Raw genomic sequence first — 17,053 nt, 5'->3', positions numbered from 1 at the left:
ATGCCATGCGGGATGTCGGAGCCGACACTATCGTCACGGGCGCGCGCGTCGTGACCATGGATCCGCGGCGCCCCGCGGCCACCGCGTTCGCGATCCGCGACGGCCGGTTCATCGCGGTCGGGTCCGACGACATCGTTCGGGAGCTCCGCACCGCCCGCACGGAGGTGCTCGATCTGCACGGTGCGACGGTGACCCCAGGCCTCATCGACGCGCACCTGCACCCTCTGCAGGGCATCGCTCTCACGGCCGGTGCAGACCTCGGCGGCATCACGACGATCGAACGGCTGCGCGAGGTGCTGCGTGCCGAGGCGGATCGCGCGATCGCCGATGACGCCGACCCCTGGGTACGCGCCTGGAACCTCGACTACGACGTCTTCCACGACGTGCCGATGACGTCGGCCGCGATCGAGGACGCCGTTCGCGGCCTTCCCGCTCTCGTCATCCTCTACGACGGGCACACGGCGCTGGCCAGCGCGGCTGCTCTCACGCGGGCCGGGATCGACCGCGCGCGCGACTTCGACGACAGCTCCTGCATCGTCGTCGACGCGGCGGGCAGCCCGACTGGCGAGCTGCGCGAACTGCCCGCCTACGAGCCGGTGCGCAAGGCTGCACCCGCCCTCAGCCGCGAGGCCGAGCTCGCCGCAGCGCACGACCTGCTGCGCGGGCTCACCGGCTCGGGCCTGACCGGCGGAGCGATCATGGACGGCGGCTTCGACACCCTTGCGCTGCTCGACGAGCTCGAGAGCGGCCCCGGTCTGCCGGTGCGCATCGTCTCGGCGATCGATCACGAGCCCGGCTTCGATGCCGATCGCACCGCCGAGAACCTGCGCATGCGCGACCGCCGCGGCGGACGCTGGCGCGGCGGCGTGGTGAAGCTCTACGCCGACGGCGTGGTCGAGACCGGCACCGCGTGGCTGCACGAGCTCGACATCGACGGCGGCGGGGGCGAGCCCTTCTGGAAGAACGCCGCGGCCTACGCCCGCACCGTGCGTGAGTACGCCGATGCCGGATTCCAGGTGGCCACCCACGCCATCGGCGACCGTGCGGTCAGCGAGGTCGTCGACGCGTACCTCGCCGCCGGCGCCCGCAGCGCGAACGGCGCTCCGCACCGCATCGAGCACCTCGAGCTGACGACCGATCGCGACGTCCGGCGCATCGCGGCTGCCGGCATCACGGCATCCGTGCAGCCCCTGCACCTGCAGTGGCGCAAGGCCGACGGCTCCGACGAGTGGTCGCGTCGCCTCGGCCCCGAGCGTGTCGCACGCGCGTGGCGGGCAGGCGACTTCTGGGCTGCCGGCGCACCCGTCGCACTCGGCTCCGACTGGCCGATCGCGCAGAACGACGCGCGCATCGGACTGGCATGGGCGATGCTGCGCCGCCGTCCCGGCCAGCCAGACGCGCCCGTCTTCGAACCCGAGCAGCGACTCACGGCCTACCAGGCCCTGCACGGCTACACCGTCGGCGCTGCTCGCGCCCAGGGGGACGGCGACCTGGGGCGGATCGCTCCCGGCTGCCGCGCCGATTACGTGGTGTGGGAGGAGAACCCTCTGCACATCGCGCCCGACGACCTTCCGGACGCGCCCATCCTGCGCACCGTCGTCGGCGGCATCCCCGCCTGATCCGCTCGCACCCGCCCGAGCCCTCCCCGCCCCTCCTTCCCGCCCCTCCTTCCCGCCCCGAACCTGCGCGTCCGCGCATCGATCACACCGAGGTGATTCCCCATGCCCGCATATGGCGCACTCGCGCTCCTGCCGATCGTGACGATTCTCATCGTCGCCGTCCTCACCCGCCGCACCCTGCTGGCACTGCTGTGCGGCACCGTCGTCGGCGCCGTCCTGCTCGGCGGCGTGGGCGGCTTCGACATCTGGGTCGAATACGTCGGCAAGTCACTGTCGAACGAGACCGCGCAGTGGCTGCTGCTCATCGTCGTGCTCTTCGGCATCCTCATCACCCTGTTCGAGAAGTCGGGCATCGTCTCCGACTTCGCCGCCTGGGCCGAGCGATTCATCAACTCCCGTCGCAAGTCGACACTGCTGACCTTCGTGCTCTCGGTCGTGCTGTTCGTCGACGACTACCTGAACGTGCTCACCGTCGGCACCTCGATGAAGGCCGTCACCGACCGCTACCGCGTGCCGCGCACGCAGCTCGGCTCGATCATGAAGATGACCGCCGCGCCGATCGCCGTGCTCGTCCCTGTCTCGACCTGGGCGCTGTTCTTCTCAGGCCTGTTCGAGGCCGAGGGCGTGACGGTCGGCGGCAGCGGTTTCGGCGCGTATCTGCAGGCCATCCCGCTGATCTTCTTCGGCTGGGCGGCGCTCGTCGTCGCGCTGCTGATGAGCGCCGGCTGGCTGCCGCGCATCGGCCTCCTGCGCCGTGACGCCGAGCGGGCGGATCGCGACGGCGACGTCTTCCCCCTGGGCACCACCGACGACGAGCGCGTCGCCGAGGGCGGCAGGCTGCTGGCCGAGCTGCGCGCCGACGACGCCGACGGGTCGACCGCCCAGCGCGTCGCCGTCGCCGTCTCGACCGATGTGATCGGCCGGCCGCGTCAGGCGCGGCCGTGGTCGTTCCTGATCGTGATGGCCACGCTGGTCGGCGTCACCATCGCGACCGACGCGAACGTCGTCACCGGCACCGGGGCTGCCCTCGCGGTCACCGTCGCGCTCGCCCTGATCGAGCGCCGCCTCACGCTGCGCGGCATCGTCGACGGCGCCATGCAGGGCATCGAGAGCATGCTCTTCGTCATCGTGCTGACCGTGCTCGCCTTCATGGTGCAGGAGATGAACATCGCCCTGCAGCTCGCCGAGTTCGTCATCCAGGTCACCGAGCCGGTGCTCACCCCTGCGCTGCTGCCGGCGATCGTCTTCGTCGTGTGCGGCATCTACGCCTACGCCACCGGATCGTTCTGGGACCTCGCCGCCGTCATCACGCCCGTCGTGCTGCCGCTCGCGGTCGCCCTCGGCGCCGACCCGATCCTGGCAGGTGCCGCGGTCTTCTCGGGTGCAGCGCTGGGAAGCACGACCTGCCTGTACGGCGACGGCATCATCCTCGCCTCGCGCACGATCGGCATCAAGCCGATCAACCTGATGCTGGCGATCCTGCCCTACGCGGGCATCGCCGCGGTGCTGTCGCTCATCGCCTACCTGGTCGCCGGGTTCGCGATGGTGTGATCGCGGCGGCTGCGGCAGACCCCGGCGCCCCCGGTCGCTTCGACTGGGGACCCGGGGTCCCGCGCGCGAAGCGTCGGTCGTCAGAACGGCCGACGAAGCGGTCGCGCGGAGCGGCGACTGACGCGGTCGCGATGAGCGGCGCTGACGTCAGGCGCTCAGCCACACCGCATCGGCCGCGCCGGCAGGCAGGTCGGCCGGGGCGGTGATCTCGGCACCGACGGAGATGCCGGCATCCTCGAGCTGCTGGAGCAGCTCGGGATCGCGATCGCTCACGCGCAGCACGCGCCCGCGGTGCCCTGACGCGGCGTCGGCGAGCAGCACGAAGGGCTCACGCACGACCTCGCCGTCGGCGTCGGGGATGGCGTCGCCGTGCGGGTCGAACCGCGGTCGGCCGAGACGCTCGTCGATGGCATCCAGCAGCCGGTCGCTGATGGTGTGCTCGAGCACCTCCGCCTCGTCGTGCACCTCGTGCCAGGCGTAGCCGAACTCGCGCACCAGCCACGTCTCGATCAACCTGTGGCGGCGCAGCATCTGCAGGGCGCGCCCGCGCCCGGCATCCGTGAGCTTCACCGCGCCGTACGGAACGTGCGAGACGAGCCCGGCGGCGGCGAGCTTCTTGACCATCTCGGTGACGCTCGACGGGGCGATGCCGAGGGCGGCGGCGAGCTGCGATGGGGTGATCGGCGCGTCCTGCCATTCGGTGTGCGCGTAGACCGTCTTGAGGTAGTCGTCGAAGGCGGGGGATGCCACGGTCAGCCGTTCATCGAGGCGAGCACGGTGAAGGCGGCGTTGCCCGCGAAGAAGAGGATCGCGAAGCCGGCGATCGCCGCGAGCAGTGACAGGCGTCCGTCGTAGTCGTTGACGCCTCGCGTGCCGATCGTGCGGGCGCGGAAGGCGAGGAACAGCGTCAGCGCGCCGAGACCCAGCTGCACCCACGGTCCGCCCGCGGGCAGCAGCTTCGGCAGCGCGATGAGCAGCACTCCCAGCGCCGCCGCACCGAGCGCGAACCAGGTGCTCAGCTGCATCGCGCGGCGCGCCTCGGAGTCGTCGCGGTGCTTCTTGGCGGGGGAGGAGGGCATGCTCTCGAGCCTACCCGCGGTGCTCGCCCGGCCCTTCGATCGCGCTGCTTTCGCCGCTGCTGCGGAGATTGTCTGCCGGGCTTTGTCTCGACGAGAGCGAGTGGAGTGGGCCCGCGTCAGGCCCCGGTCGCGACGAGCCAGAGCAGCACGCCGTTGAGCGTGATCAGCAGAGCGGCGAACACCACGCCGAGCACCGTGGTCAGCCGCCGGTTCGCGTGCTCGCCGAGCGTGCGACGCTGAGCGGTCAGGACCACGAGCGGGATCAGGGCGAACGGGATGCCGAACGACAGCACGACCTGGCTGAGCACGAGCGCCAGCGTGGGGTCGAACCCGACGCCGAGGATGATGAGCGCCGGGATCAGCGTGACCAGCCGCCGCGCGAGCACAGGCACGCGCACGGTCAGCAGCCCGTGCATGATCTCGGCCCCGGCGTAGGCGCCGACCGAGGTCGAGGCGAGCCCTGATGCCAGCAGGCCGACCGCGAAGAGGGTGCCGATGATCGGCCCGAGTCCGGCGCTGATCGCGGCGTGCGCACCCTCGAGCGAGTCGGTGCCCTCGACGCCGGGCAGATTGGCGGCGGCAAGCAGCAGGATCGCGAGATTCACCGAGCCGGCGATGATCATGGCGATGGTCACATCCCAGCGGGTGACGGTGAGCAGCATCCGGATGCTCGGAAGTCGCGACCCCGAAGAGGCCGTGCCGCTGCCGGAACCGAACCGGTCGCGGGTCAGGGCGCTGTGCGCGTAGATCGCGTGCGGCATGACGGTCGCACCGAGGATGGATGCCGCGAGCAGCACCGATCCGCTGTCGGCGAAGCGCGGCAGCATGCCGCCGACCACGCCGGCGGGGTCGGGCGGTGCGACGAACAGCCCGGCGACGAACCCGATGACGATCACGGTCATCAGGCCGATGATGACGAACTCGAAATGCCGTGGTCCGCGGCGGGTCTGGATCGCGAGCAGCACGATCGAGACGGCACCGGTGATCGCGCCGCCCAGCAGCAGAGGCACGCCGAAGAGCAGGTTCAGTGCGACCGCTCCGCCGAGCACCTCGGCGATGTCGGTTGCCATGGCGACGAGCTCTGCCTGCAGCCAGTACGCGCGGCGCGCCCAGCGGTTGCGGATGCGGGTGCCCAGCACCTCGGGCAGGCTGCGACCCGTGACGATGCCGAGCTTCGCCGAGAGGTACTGGATCAGCCAGGCCATCACGTTGCCTGCGATCACGACCCACACGAGCAGGTAGCCGTAGCGGGCGCCGGCGGTCATGTTGCTCGCGACGTTGCCGGGGTCGAGGTAGGCGACGCCGGCGACGAGGGCGGGGCCGAGCAGCCAGGCGCTGCGCATCCATGACCTGCGCACCCGGATCGGCTGCGGACCGGGTTCATGAACCTGATTTTTCGGCATGCCTAAACATAGCATCGGTGGCCCTCGCTTCCAGATCATTCGACCGGCGCCGATCGCGGCCCCCGACCTGAGCGATTCGAGCCGGCAGGGGCACCCGCGGCTACGCTGGGTCGTGATGGATGAGACCGGTTCAGAGGCGCAGCCGGGCTACGGCGTCGGCCCATGGCAGGGCGAGTGGCCGGCCGATGAGCACTACGACCACGAGCTGCTCGCGCACGGCGACACCCGCAACGTCATCGACCGCTACCGGTACTGGCGGATGGATGCCATCGTCGCCGACCTCGACACGCAGCGGCATCCGTTCCATGTCGCCATCGAGAACTGGCAGCACGACATGAACATCGGCTCGATCGTGCGCAGCGCCAATGCCTTCCTCGCCGATACCGTGCACATCATCGGCCGTCGGCGGTGGAACAAGCGCGGCGCGATGGTCACAGACCGGTACCAGCACGTGGTGCACCATCCCGACGTCGAGACGTTCGCGGCGTGGGCTGCGAGCGAGGGCATCCCGATCATCGCCGTCGACAACGTCGGCGAGGCCGTGCCGGTCGACCGCGCCGAGCTGCCCGAGCGCTGCGTCCTGCTGTTCGGGCAGGAGGGGCCTGGGCTGTCGGATGAGGCGCTCGCCGCGGCATCCGGCCACATCGAGATCACGCAGTACGGCTCGACCCGCTCGATCAACGCCAGTGCCGCCGCCGCCGTCGTGATGTACGAGTGGTGCCGCCGGTACGCCTGAGCGGATGCCGGACTCGCCCATTCCACTGAGACGCAGTCTCGCGTAAACTGGGTCTGAGTTTCACCCGAATGGAGTGCACCATGGCATCCGACTACGTCCCCCCGGTCGACGACTACCGCTTCCTCTTCGGCGAGGCGTTCGGTCTCGACCTGCCCGCCCGCGCGACGAGCGGCGCGTTCACGGCCGAGGATGCCACCGAGATCATCGCGGGGGCCGGCGAGTTCGCGGCATCCGTCCTCGCACCGCTCGAAACCAGCGGCGACCGCGAGGGCGCTCGCATCGAAGACGGGCAGGTGCGGCTTCCCGACGGCTTCGCCCAGGCCTACCAGGCGTTCGTCGAGGCAGGCTGGGTCAGCGCCGAGGCGCCCGAGTCGGCCGGCGGCGATGGCCTGCCCGGGTCGATCCGCGCGGGCCTGGGTGAGATCTGGAACGCCTCCAACGCCGCCTTCGCGCTCTGCTGGCTTCTGACAGCCGGTCAGATCCACGCGCTCGATGCGGCGGCATCCGACGAGCTCCGCGAGATCTACCTCACCAAGCTCGTCTCGGGCGAGTGGACAGGCACGATGAACCTCACCGAGCCCGACGCCGGCACCGACCTGGGCGCGATCCGCACGATCGCCACCCCGCGCGCCGACGGATCGTGGGGCGTCAGCGGCCAGAAGATCTTCATCACCTGGGGCGACCACGACGTCGCCGAGAACATCGTGCACCTCGTGCTCGCGCGCACGCCCGACGCCCCCGCCGGGGCGAAGGGCCTGTCGCTGTTCGTCGTGCCCAAGTTCCTGCCCGACGCGTCGGGCAAGCCGGGCGAGCGCAACGCCGTCGCGACGGTGGCGCTCGAGCACAAGCTCGGCATCCACGGCAGCCCCACCTGCGTGCTCGCCTACGAGGACGCGACCGGGTACCTCGTCGGCGAGGTCGGCGGCGGGCTCGCGGGCATGTTCGTCATGATGAACTCGGCGCGCGCTGGCATGGGCTTCCAGGCGACCGGAATCTCCGACCGGGCCTACCAGCAGGCCGTCGCCTACACGAACGACCGCCGTCAGGGCGCGGTGCTCGACCGCCCCGCCGGCGCGCCGATCGCCGAGCACCCTGACGTGCGCCGGCTGCTGCTGTCGATGCAGAGCCGCCTGTTCGCCATGCGCGCTCTCGGCGTCTACCTCGGCGACCTGTTCGACCGCGCCGACACCGACGGGACGGGATCGCTGGCGGAGTTCTTCGTGCCGATCCTGAAGGGCTGGGCGACCGAAGACGCCGTCGCCCTCACGAGCGATGCGATCCAGGTGCACGGCGGTATGGGCTTCATCGAAGAGACCGGCGTCGCGCAGCACTACCGGGATGCCCGGATCATGCCGATCTACGAGGGCACGACCGCGATCCAGTCGAACGACCTCATCGGTCGCAAGGTGATCCGCGACGGCGGCGCGACGGCCGAGTCGCTGTTCGGTCTCATCGGTGAGACCGTGGGGCAGCTGCGCGCCCTCGACCACGAGGTCGCGGGGCGCACGGCCGATCGCCTCGAGCGCGCGGTGGAGGCGGCTCGCCGCGCCACGGCATCCGTCGTGGGCTTCGGCGCGACCCGCGACGCGTACGGCGTCAGCGTGCCGTACCTGATGCTGCTCGGAACGCTCGCCGGTGGCTGGATGCATGCTCTCGCAGTCGCCGCTGTGCTGACGCACGAGACTCTGGATGCTTCTGACGCCGCGCGCCTGGTGTCTGCCGACTTCTATGGAGCGCACCACCTGCCTCGGGTGCACATGCTCGCCGAGACGGTGGCAGCGGGCGAGGTCGCCTGAGCAGGTGACTCATCCGCGCTGTTCGGCGCCGGTCCGGGACGGTCGGCGCCAGTCCGCGCCGGTGTGGGCGGCGTGAGTCCGGCGCCGTACGGAACCCGGGGTTCGTCGGCGGCGTCAGAGGGTCAGGCGCCGACCCTGGTCCAGGCGTCGGTGCGCACCCGCCAGCCGAGCGTGCCGAGGCGGGCGAGCAGGTAGATGCCGAAGAAGGCGGCGGCGAGCCAGATGAGGCCTGCTGTGCCGTCGACGCCGGTGGCTGAGATGATCCACAGTGCAGGGAGGAACGGCACGAGGTTGAGCAGACCGGCGATCGCGAGGTAGCGGGCGTCGTTCGCGCCCATCAGCACGCCGTCGAGCACGAACACGATTCCGGCGATCGGCTGGGCGATGGCGAGCACGAGGAAGGCGGGCTGCACGAGCGCGCCGATCTCGGCATCCCCGGTGAAGACGACCCCGATCACGCCAGACAGGGCGGCGATCGTGGCGCCGACGATCACGCCGAACCATGCGCCCCACGCGACGGTGCGGCGCAGCACGCGGTGCACCTGGTCGATGTCGCCCGAGCCGAGGCTCTTGCCGATCATCGCCTGCGCGGCGATCGCGAGCGCGTCGAGCGCGAACGCGGCGGTCGAGAAGATGGTGAAGGCGATCTGCCAGCCGGCGAGCTCCTGCGTGCCGATGCCGGTCGCGACCGCGACGGTCGCCAGCAGTGCGACGCGCAGGCTGACGGTGCGCAGGAACAGCCATCCGCCCGAGCGGGCGGTGCCGCGGATGCCGTCGCGCTGCGCCTTCATCGATGCGCCGTGCCTGAGGGCGAGGCGGCGGATGACGACGACGTACGCGGCGACCATCCCCCACTGCGCGGCGACGGTGCCGAAGGCGGAGCCGGCGATGCCCCAGCCGAACCCGTAGATGAAGATCCAGTTGAGCAGGGCGTTGGCGCCGAAGCCGAGACCGGCGATCCACAGCGGGGTCATGGTGTCTTGCATGCCGCGCAGCAGCCCGGTCGCGGCGAACACGATGAGCATGGCGGGCAGGCCCCACATCGAGATGGTGAGGTAGGTCTGCGCCTCAGTCGAGACGGCGTCGGATGCCCCGAACGCGGCGACCAGTGCGGGGCTCGCGACGGCTCCGGCGGCGGCGAGCACGGCGCCGAGTCCGAGGGCGAGCCACATGCCGTCGATGCCGACCGAGACGGCGTCGCCGGGGTTGCCGGCGCCGAATCGGCGGGCCACGGCGGGGGTCGTCGAGTACGCGAGGAAGATCATCAGGCCGACGATCGTCTGCAGCACGGCGCTGGCGATGCCGAGGCCGGCGAGGGGTGATGTGCCGAGGTGGCCGACCATCACCGAGTCGAGGATGAGGAAGGCGGGCTCGGCGACGAGCGCGCCCAGCGCCGGCACCGCGAGGCGCAGGATCTCGCGGTTGAGAGAGGAGGAAGGGGATGCGGTGGATGCCACCTCACGAGCCTATGGGGTGGCTCGGACGCCCCGCGCGGCGGGTGCCGGGCCGGGAGGGTCGCCGCGCCGGCCGCGCGGGCGTCAGGCGGCGATGTCGTAGCGGGCTCTGCCGCCGAGGCGGGGTGCTCGGGTCGGGTCGACGTGGGGCGGTGGGACGAACCACACTCGCCCCCTGGTGCCGGATCGCCTGTCGGCGCCTTCCACGCGGATCTCCCACCCGTTGTCGTGAATGCGGTGGTGACAGGTCGAGCACAGCAGGATTCCGTTGCGCAGGTCGGTCGGGCCCGCATCTCGGCTCCACCATCTGATGTGGTGCACCTCGGTCATGTTCGGGGGGAGCCCGCACATGGCGCATCCGCCGTCGCGATCGACGAGCGCGAGCTTCTGAGCCCTCGTGAACAGTCGCTTCTCGCGTCCCCAGTCGAGGATCTCTCCGGTCGAGTCGAGCACGCACGGGATCACTCCGCCTGACGCCGCCATCCGGCGGACCGAGGCGACCGAGATGGGCTGGTCGACGCCGTCGATGGTGCCGTGCCCGGTGCCGTTCTCGAGGTCCGACGCGTTGATGCGGACGATCACGGTGGCGCCGCTGACGGGCATCCGGCTGTCGCAGTCGAGCACGTGGCTGCAGAACAGGCTGAGCGCGTCGGCGCGCATCATGGCGACGGTGCGCTGATCGGCATCCGCCCCGCCGGCGTCGACGTCTTTCCGGGCCTGGAACTGCGCCGTCACGTATCCGTCGACCGCGGCTCTGATCGCCGCGCCCTCTTCGACAGGCGTCACGAGGTTCAGGTGCAGCATCCCGTCGCGCTCGAAGATGCTCAGCGACCGCTGCGCACGCCGTTCTTCTTCGCGCGCTTCGAGCCTGTCTGCTTCGAGCAGCGCTTCGGCGCGCTTCACCAGCCGGCGGACGTCGTCGAGTGACAGTCCGACCGCTCGGTCGACGAGCTGCCGCTCCACATCGGCCACGACAGCCTTGTCGACGCCCACGCGTGCCCTGTCGAGGAACTCCACGATCAGCGCTGCGGCCGGCCCGCCGAGGGCGCCAGAGATCACGCCCGCCTGCACGGCCGGATACTTCGCCGGCGCCGGCTCGCCCAGAAGATCACGCCGCGGAGCGATCGCCTCCCCGACCTTCACCAGCCGAGCGGCGTCTCCTGCGCTGGTGCCGGTGGTCGTGGCGATGAGCTGCGCCGTGTTCCGGAACCCCTGCTGCTTTGCGAGTGACTCCGCGCCCAGCTCGGGCCGCGACTCATGCGCGATCGCCGCGGCGATATCCGCCTGCAGGGCGTCGAGCGCACGTCTGGCCGACCCGATGGCGCGGGTCATCGACACGAGGTCAGCGCGGTCGAGATCGGCTGCGGTCGCAGCATCCGCCCACATGCCGGCGAGAGCCGCGACGGCCTCTCGCAGGGGATGAAGAGCGGTTACTGACATGAAAGAAGCCTAGGTCTCAGTCCACCCGCAGTAAACCAAAGGTACGAGAAAGCGACACTTTCTGACCCCTAATCTTCGAACAGAACTACGATGAACGATTCAGTCGGAGGTGCAGCAGCGGGTAAGGCCGACCGGCCTCATCGGTGTCGTTGCGTCCGACCACCTCGAACCCGCGGCGGGTGTAGAAGGCTGTGGCCGGGAGGTTCTGCTCGTTGACGTCGACCTTGCGCACGCCATGCTCTGCGATCGTGTGCGAGAGCAGTGCGGTGCCGATTCCCTCACCACGCCGGCTCGCATCGATGAAGAGCATCTCGAGATTCCCGTCGAGGGTGCCCGCGAATCCCACGGGCACGCCATCGCGCTCCGCGACGCAGAGCACGACCGCGGGGAAGTAGTCGGACTGCAGCCTGGCCTCGATGTCGTCGCGATCCGGGTCTGCGAGGAAGTCATGGGTCGCGTCGACAGCACCACGCCAGATCGAGGCGAGCGCCGGATACTCTTCCACCCCCTTCGAGGGACGGATGCGCAGGGCCGGAACGGCTGATGGCTGCGGGGAGGACACCGGCCCATTGTCTCAGGGCGCTTGGTGATCGCCCGGGGCCCGAGCGCCGTCACCCGCGTACCCTGGAGAGCACGGAGGTGCCTCTCATGTCTGATGCGATGAGCAATGCCGCCCGCTACCGAGCCCGCCGTGACGCGGGCGAGAGCACGGATGCCGATCAGGACGCAGAAGCGTCGATGGTGCTCAATGCGCAGAACAAGGCGGAGTTCGTCGAGACGGCCATCCAGCTCGCGATCCGCCGGGGCGAGTTCGACAACCTGCCCGGCGCAGGCAAGCCGCTCGAGGGCCTGGGCTCGCATCACGATCCCGACTGGTGGATCCGCCGCAAGATCGAGACCGAGAACCTGTCTGGCCTCGGTCCGCCCGCTCTCATGCTCCGGGTCGAAGACCGTGAGCTCGACGGCGAGCTGGATCAGCTCGGCCGCGAGGAGGATGTGCGCGTCGTGCTCGACGACTTCAACCGCCGTGTGGTCGATGCGCGGCGGCAGCTGCGGGGCGGGCCGCCGGTGGTGACGCGGCCGCGCGACATCGACGCCGAGGTGGCGGCATGGCGGGAGCGTCGTGCGGCTCGGATCGCGGATGCCCGCGCCGAGACGCTTCCGGATGCTGAGCCGCGGCGCACTCGACGCTGGTGGCGTCGCTGAGGATCAGCCGATCACGGTGATCTGCTCGGGGGTCCGCGCTTCGATCTGAACGAACTGCTCGTGCGGGCGGATCTCGCCGGTGACGCAGATCTCGGCGGCGTCGTACTCGAGCGCGGGGTCGAACGGGAAGGCGCTGCGGTGGTCGCCGAAGATGACGACGGTGAGGCCGGCGGGGTCGGGGTGGTCGACTCCGAGGTTGAGGAACGTCGGCTGCCCTTCGCTCTTCGTCGCTGTGAACGTGCTGACGACCGGCCCGCAGACCGTTGCCGTGCTGCCGATGCTCGCTCGCGCGGCCGACCAGTCGAGCGCTCCAGCGGGTCGCTGCGTCGTCTCCTGCTGCTCGATCGTCGTGCCTATCTGGGCTGGGCCCACGGGCGCTGTTACGGCGTCGACGACGCTGCATGAGCACAGCACCAGGGGCAGCGCCAGCAGGGCGGCGATGCGGATCTTCATGGTCTGGACACTAGCGCGTTCGATAACTGGATCGAGTGCGTGAATTCCACGTAGTTCGGCGTACTAGTTACGCGATATCACGCATATTTCGATATCGAGGAGAGCGTGATCTGAACGTGACAATTAGTTCTTGCGCTTGCCCCCTTTAGGGGGCCACTATGACCTCTGAGGAGTCGTTTTCAAATGGGATGACGGCGACTCCGAGACCCCGGGGAAACTGACGCCGTCAGCAATGACGCTGACTCAGTGAGCCATGCCCAGGGACCTACCCCCACACACCGTTATCCCGGAGGGAACCTCAAGCATGCTCACTATCCGCCGCCTCATCGAGGCCAAGAAGGCCGAGCGGGAGGAGAACGGCGAGGCCGGCTTCTCTCTCATCGAGCTCATCATCGTCGTCGTGATCCTCGGCATCCTGGTCGCGATCGCCATTCCGGTGTTCGGCAACATTCAAAGGTCCTCGCAGCAGGCTGCGATCGACAGCGCCGCCGCCAACGGTGCCGCAGCGGTCGCCGCCGCCCTGGGGGACAACGACACTGCAACCACACCCACGACCGCTCTCGCCAGCGTCAGCAATGACGACATCACGGTTGGGGTCGGAGGAACTTTCGCCCTGACTGACACCCAGGTGAACGACGTGTGTGTGAGTGCCGATGTTGCGGCGGGTAACACTCGTTGGCCCTCGGACTTGGACGCCAAGCTCGAAGGTCCAGGATGCCCTTAATCTGATGCCGCCTGCAGCGGGGATGACTGCTGTCATCCCCGCTACAGATGGTTTTGGCAGAACTCAGATGTTTCGCACGCGTTCGGATGAGGGCTTCGGTCTGGTCGAGGTCGTCATCGCGATGATGCTCCTCGCTATCATCGCGGTCGCCTTGCTTCCGTTTCTTGCGCGAGGCATCAGTCAGTCCTCCACGCAGTCGGTCACTGCGACGGCCACCCGTGAGCTCAACAGCCTCATAGAAGAAGCGCGTACAGCGCAGACCTGCGCCAAGGTCAACGCCATCCGCGCTATCGCCGATCCGTACTTCGAAGGCACCAACCGGGAGTTCAGCATCGAGGCGCCGACCGCCGGGGGGAGGAACCCGACGTGCACACCGAAGACCGCAGTTCAGGTGTCGCTCGACGCCGTCCACGATTCCTCGATCCTGGTGCGCGTCGACGCGATCATCTACGTGAAGCAATGACCCCCCCGATTGACTCCTTGCGGCGACCGAGAGGACCCGCAGGCGCAAGTGACGACGGCATCTCACTCATCGAGCTGATCGTCGTCGTCCTCATCGTGGCGCTGCTCGGCGGAGTCGTCACGATGATCCTCGTCAACTCCTGGAACACCCAGCGGCAGGTGAGCTCCACGACTGTGGCGACGAACGAGGGTCAGGTCGTGGCGTCCGCAGTCGAACACGCGGTGCGAAATTCCGACGGTACGCGGGTCTCGGGAGCGGATACCTTGACCATCTGGACAATCGGGGCTGGCACGAAAACTTGCCAGGCTTTCAAGTTCGCCCCCGCTGATCCGGCCGACACCGCCAAGGGTTCGGCGGCCTTCATGACCGCCGGATCCGGGACCCCCTCCTGGACCACACCCCCATGGAAAGGCCCGACCATCCGGCAGGACGTCTCTCCGTCCCCCACCTACTTCACCAAGGACGGCAACGTGATTACCTACTCGTTCCAGATCCGCACTGAGGCCTCGCCGGTCGTGTTCCGAGGCGAGGTGGCAGCCCGAAACACCGGCGCGGGGTCAGGGGTGTCGCCGTGCTGGCCATGATCCGATCGTCTTCACGACGCGCCCCCCATTCTCCGAATGACGCCGGTGCCGTGCTGGTCGCCGTCGTCGTCGTCGTGATGCTGCTCGGATTCCTCGTCGCGTCGACCATCGCGGCGAGTGTCGTCTTCACTGTGCAAGCCAATACCGCCAACCGCAGCAGCACGCAGGCCTTCATCTCGGCCGAATCCGGCCGCGACACCGCCTATGCCCTGCTGACCGCTGGAGTGTCTGCCGACCGCAAGAGCTTTACATGCGACACCACTTCGTGGAACAGCACGAACGCATCGCCGGTGCAGTTCCAGTACTCGATCTACTGGACGCCGAGTGACGTGGCTCCGTCGAGTCACGAAGACAGCGGGCTGTCACAGACCTGCCCGCCGGTGAGCGAGAAGCTCGGCTATTTCGTCATCAATTCGATCGGCACCGATGCTCAGGGTGCGCGCGCGGAGATCGATTCGATCTACCGGTGGGAGCACGCCGAGAAAATGTACGCGGGCGGTGTGCTCGCCTACTTCGCCGGAGGTGTGACCTCCACGGTCTCGAACTACACCGGCGACCTCGTCGTGCGCTCGGGCGATTACACCTGCGCGAACGAAGGAACCATCAACGGTGATCTCTACGTGACGAACGGCAGCGTCAACCTCAGCCGAGACTGCACGGTGAACGGCAGCATCTGGGCTCACGAGAACGTCAACGGGGCTTCTCAGCTGGTCAAGGTGACGGGAGAGGTGCGAGCGGCGGGCAACATCACGTTCACGTCGAACGGCTCTGTGCTCGGCAAGGCGCCGCCCACCCCGGTCGGGTCGGGCAACCTTCTGGCCGGTGGCAGCATCGACCTGACCAACACGGGAGCCACGGACGGTCGGGTGTACGGCAACGTCTCGGCCACGGGATCGATCAACGTGGGGAGCAAGTGGGTCGTCTCTGGCTCGCAGACGACTGCTGCTCCCTCACCGGTCTTCGACCCCACGCTGGCCTTCATCAAATCGGTCACCTCGTGGATCGACCTCGACGAGACGTCCAGCTGGAACGTCGCCCCGGTCTCGGCCTGCACGAAGACCTCGGCCGAGATCATCTCGCTGCTCTCCACCGGGCCCACCACTCCGATCGCCTTGGACTACCGCGGTTGCTCGTCGGTGAGCACCGACATCACTCTGACCGGCCCGTCGTCGGTCGCCCTGAACAAGGACGTCGTCTTTCTCGCGCCGGCGGGCAAGAGGATGAACCTGACGCTCAACACCGGCCTGACGGGCGGCAAGCAGCTGGTCTTCCTGCATGCCGACGCCAACAGGGCGCTCACCGACGGCGAGACGTCGCCGACCTGCGGCAACGGCAGTCAGAAGGACACGATCGACATCGCTAGCGGAGCCAATGTGTCGGGCGCGAAGATCATGATCTACACACCGTGCGGACTCACCGGCAACGTCAGAGCGAGCTTCACCGGACAGCTGTACTCGAACGACACCGGGTCGGTGATGTTCGGCAACGGGGCGTCGTACACCTGCGCGACCATGAGCTGGCCGGACGCGTTCAAGAAGCTGGGCTGCAAGGTGCGCGGCGAGAGCGATGACGCCGTCATCGTCACGCAGATGGAGTACTCGCTGAGCGACCGCACCCGGCAAGTGGAGCGCTGATGGCGGCGGCCGTCATCTTCGTCGCAGTGTTCGCAGGGCTGTTCGGGCTCGCAATCGGATCTTTCCTCAACGTGGTCGCGTATCGCGTACCGGCCGGAATCTCCCTGCTGCGAGAGAGCAGATGCCCCGGATGCAACGCAAGCATCCGCTGGTATCAGAACATACCGGTGGCGTCGTGGTTGGCGCTGCGGAGGCGATGCGCGAGCTGTTCAACTCCGATATCGGCGCGCTATCCGCTCGTTGAAGCCGCCACGGCCGTGCTGTTTGCGGGTGTCGCGTGGGGTGTGGCGGCCGGACGGCCGCTCGACGCCCGCCCCGTCGACGGCGCTCTGTGGTTCGGAACGGCGGAATTCTGGGGCGTTCTCGTGATGCTCCTTGTCTTCGCGAGCCTGAGCATCGCTCTGACACTCATCGACCTCGATACGAAGCGGCTGCCGAATGCGATCGTGCTGCCGGGCTGGGCGGCGATCGTCATCCTGCTGCTGATCACGACCGTGCTGTCGGGCATGTTCCCTGCCGCTGCCGGTGAACTGAGCGCATCGCCCGGCCGGGCGTCGGCGAGCGGCGAGATCGACTGGTGGCCGTTCCTGCGCGCGCTCATCGGCGGCGCCGCACTGTACGTCTTCTATTTCGTCGTGCGTGTGATCAGTCCGCGCGGCATGGGCGGCGGCGACGTGAAGCTCGCCGGCCTGGTCGGAACGGTGCTGGGCTGGTTCGGATGGGGAGCGCTCGCCGTCGGTGCTTTCGCCGCCTTCCTGCTCGGTGGAGTGTTCGGAATCTGCCTGATGCTGTTGAATCGAGCGAAACGGAAGACAGCGATCCCGTTCGGCCCGTGGATTCTCGCGGGAGCGTGGGTCGGAATCCTTATCGGTGAGCCGGTAGGCCGCTGGTACCTGGGCCTGTACAGCTAG

At 68.8% G+C, this 17,053-nt stretch carries 17 protein-coding genes; 10 read left to right on the top strand and 7 right to left on the bottom strand.

Going from position 1 to position 17,053, the window contains the following annotated elements; all coding sequences use genetic code 11:
• Window positions 1-5 precede the first annotated feature (5 nt).
• A complete protein-coding gene (locus JOE67_RS07195) occupies window positions 6-1,619 on the top strand; it encodes an amidohydrolase (protein WP_204974807.1) in 1,614 nt (537 codons plus the stop codon).
• 102 nt (window positions 1,620-1,721) lie between these two features.
• A complete protein-coding gene (locus tag JOE67_RS07190) occupies window positions 1,722-3,170 on the top strand; it encodes a Na+/H+ antiporter NhaC family protein (protein ID WP_204974806.1) in 1,449 nt (482 codons plus the stop codon).
• A 147-nt stretch (window positions 3,171-3,317) separates the two neighbouring features.
• On the opposite strand, the gene JOE67_RS07185 is transcribed toward JOE67_RS07190, so the two are convergent.
• From JOE67_RS07185 to JOE67_RS07175, 3 genes are all read right to left on the bottom strand, one after another.
• Window positions 3,318-3,920 (bottom strand): iron dependent repressor, metal binding and dimerization domain protein, encoded by a 603-nt coding sequence (locus JOE67_RS07185; protein ID WP_204974805.1) that lies wholly within the window; start codon window positions 3,918-3,920, stop codon window positions 3,318-3,320.
• Between the two features lie 2 nt (window positions 3,921-3,922).
• Entirely contained in the window at window positions 3,923-4,249 is a 327-nt protein-coding gene (locus JOE67_RS07180; RefSeq protein WP_204974804.1) for a hypothetical protein, read from the bottom strand.
• Between the two features lie 116 nt (window positions 4,250-4,365).
• Window positions 4,366-5,652, bottom strand: coding sequence for an Nramp family divalent metal transporter (locus tag JOE67_RS07175; RefSeq protein WP_420827638.1), 1,287 nt, complete (start codon window positions 5,650-5,652; stop codon window positions 4,366-4,368).
• Window positions 5,653-5,767: 115 nt separating this feature from the next.
• Here JOE67_RS07175 and JOE67_RS07170 point away from each other — a divergent pair, with 115 nt between their 5' ends.
• Both JOE67_RS07170 and JOE67_RS07165 read left to right on the top strand, forming a co-directional pair.
• Entirely contained in the window at window positions 5,768-6,388 is a 621-nt protein-coding gene (locus JOE67_RS07170) for a TrmH family RNA methyltransferase (RefSeq protein ID WP_204974803.1), read from the top strand.
• A gap of 80 nt (window positions 6,389-6,468) precedes the next feature.
• Complete coding sequence (locus JOE67_RS07165; protein ID WP_204974802.1) at window positions 6,469-8,184, top strand: acyl-CoA dehydrogenase family protein; 1,716 nt, start codon at window positions 6,469-6,471, stop codon at window positions 8,182-8,184.
• A 122-nt stretch (window positions 8,185-8,306) separates the two neighbouring features.
• Here the strand turns inward: JOE67_RS07165 and JOE67_RS07160 are convergent, their stop codons facing one another.
• The 3 genes from JOE67_RS07160 to JOE67_RS07150 form a co-directional block, all read right to left on the bottom strand.
• A complete protein-coding gene (locus JOE67_RS07160; protein ID WP_204974801.1) occupies window positions 8,307-9,641 on the bottom strand; it encodes an MATE family efflux transporter in 1,335 nt (444 codons plus the stop codon).
• Between the two features lie 81 nt (window positions 9,642-9,722).
• Window positions 9,723-11,078 carry an HNH endonuclease signature motif containing protein gene (locus JOE67_RS07155; RefSeq protein WP_204974800.1) on the bottom strand — a complete coding sequence of 452 codons (1,356 nt, stop codon included), beginning with the start codon at window positions 11,076-11,078 and terminating at the stop codon, window positions 9,723-9,725.
• 85 nt (window positions 11,079-11,163) lie between these two features.
• Entirely contained in the window at window positions 11,164-11,640 is a 477-nt protein-coding gene (locus JOE67_RS07150) for a GNAT family N-acetyltransferase (RefSeq protein WP_204974799.1), read from the bottom strand.
• 86 nt (window positions 11,641-11,726) lie between these two features.
• On the opposite strand from JOE67_RS07150, the gene JOE67_RS07145 reads away from it, so the two are divergent.
• Window positions 11,727-12,284 carry a DnaJ family domain-containing protein gene (locus JOE67_RS07145; RefSeq protein WP_204974798.1) on the top strand — a complete coding sequence of 186 codons (558 nt, stop codon included), beginning with the start codon at window positions 11,727-11,729 and terminating at the stop codon, window positions 12,282-12,284.
• A 3-nt stretch (window positions 12,285-12,287) separates the two neighbouring features.
• On the opposite strand, the gene JOE67_RS07140 is transcribed toward JOE67_RS07145, so the two are convergent.
• Window positions 12,288-12,737 carry a hypothetical protein gene (locus JOE67_RS07140; protein WP_204974797.1) on the bottom strand — a complete coding sequence of 150 codons (450 nt, stop codon included), beginning with the start codon at window positions 12,735-12,737 and terminating at the stop codon, window positions 12,288-12,290.
• Between the two features lie 304 nt (window positions 12,738-13,041).
• Here JOE67_RS07140 and JOE67_RS07135 point away from each other — a divergent pair, with 304 nt between their 5' ends.
• From JOE67_RS07135 to JOE67_RS07115, 5 genes are read left to right on the top strand one after another with little or no spacing between them, the layout of a single operon-like run.
• The gene (locus JOE67_RS07135) at window positions 13,042-13,461 is read left to right on the top strand and encodes a type IV pilin protein (protein ID WP_204974796.1); all 420 of its coding nucleotides are present in this window, start codon (window positions 13,042-13,044) and stop codon (window positions 13,459-13,461) included.
• A 22-nt stretch (window positions 13,462-13,483) separates the two neighbouring features.
• Window positions 13,484-13,924, top strand: a complete 441-nt coding sequence (locus JOE67_RS07130; protein ID WP_204974795.1) for a type IV pilus modification PilV family protein — start codon at window positions 13,484-13,486, stop codon at window positions 13,922-13,924.
• Entirely contained in the window at window positions 13,921-14,508 is a 588-nt protein-coding gene (locus tag JOE67_RS07125; RefSeq protein ID WP_204974794.1) for a type II secretion system protein, read from the top strand. Before JOE67_RS07130 ends, JOE67_RS07125 begins: the two co-directional genes overlap by 4 nt.
• Before the next feature lie 50 nt (window positions 14,509-14,558).
• Window positions 14,559-16,142, top strand: a complete 1,584-nt coding sequence (locus JOE67_RS07120) for a bactofilin family protein (RefSeq protein ID WP_204974793.1) — start codon at window positions 14,559-14,561, stop codon at window positions 16,140-16,142.
• On the top strand, window positions 16,142-17,053 hold the full coding sequence (locus JOE67_RS07115; RefSeq protein WP_204974792.1) for a prepilin peptidase: 912 nt from the start codon (window positions 16,142-16,144) through the stop codon (window positions 17,051-17,053). Before JOE67_RS07120 ends, JOE67_RS07115 begins: the two co-directional genes overlap by 1 nt.

The sequence above is a fragment of the Microbacterium esteraromaticum genome, from assembly GCF_016907315.1.
GTDB classification, from domain to species: Bacteria; Actinomycetota; Actinomycetes; order Actinomycetales; family Microbacteriaceae; genus Microbacterium; species Microbacterium esteraromaticum.
Note: the sequence above shows the minus strand (reverse complement) of the source record. Positions and strands in the feature narration are given on the sequence as shown.

Coding starts and splice junctions, on each gene's coding strand:
- JOE67_RS07195 (WP_204974807.1), top strand. CDS start 6: ATGCGGGATGTCGGAGCCGACACTATCGTCACGGGCGCGCGCGTCGTG.
- JOE67_RS07190 (WP_204974806.1), top strand. CDS start 1,722: ATGCCCGCATATGGCGCACTCGCGCTCCTGCCGATCGTGACGATTCTC.
- JOE67_RS07180 (WP_204974804.1), bottom strand. CDS start 4,249: ATGCCCTCCTCCCCCGCCAAGAAGCACCGCGACGACTCCGAGGCGCGC.
- JOE67_RS07175 (WP_420827638.1), bottom strand. CDS start 5,652: ATGCCGAAAAATCAGGTTCATGAACCCGGTCCGCAGCCGATCCGGGTG.
- JOE67_RS07170 (WP_204974803.1), top strand. CDS start 5,768: ATGGATGAGACCGGTTCAGAGGCGCAGCCGGGCTACGGCGTCGGCCCA.
- JOE67_RS07165 (WP_204974802.1), top strand. CDS start 6,469: ATGGCATCCGACTACGTCCCCCCGGTCGACGACTACCGCTTCCTCTTC.
- JOE67_RS07155 (WP_204974800.1), bottom strand. CDS start 11,078: ATGTCAGTAACCGCTCTTCATCCCCTGCGAGAGGCCGTCGCGGCTCTC.
- JOE67_RS07145 (WP_204974798.1), top strand. CDS start 11,727: ATGTCTGATGCGATGAGCAATGCCGCCCGCTACCGAGCCCGCCGTGAC.
- JOE67_RS07140 (WP_204974797.1), bottom strand. CDS start 12,737: ATGAAGATCCGCATCGCCGCCCTGCTGGCGCTGCCCCTGGTGCTGTGC.
- JOE67_RS07135 (WP_204974796.1), top strand. CDS start 13,042: ATGCTCACTATCCGCCGCCTCATCGAGGCCAAGAAGGCCGAGCGGGAG.
- JOE67_RS07130 (WP_204974795.1), top strand. CDS start 13,484: ATGACTGCTGTCATCCCCGCTACAGATGGTTTTGGCAGAACTCAGATG.
- JOE67_RS07125 (WP_204974794.1), top strand. CDS start 13,921: ATGACCCCCCCGATTGACTCCTTGCGGCGACCGAGAGGACCCGCAGGC.
- JOE67_RS07115 (WP_204974792.1), top strand. CDS start 16,142: ATGGCGGCGGCCGTCATCTTCGTCGCAGTGTTCGCAGGGCTGTTCGGG.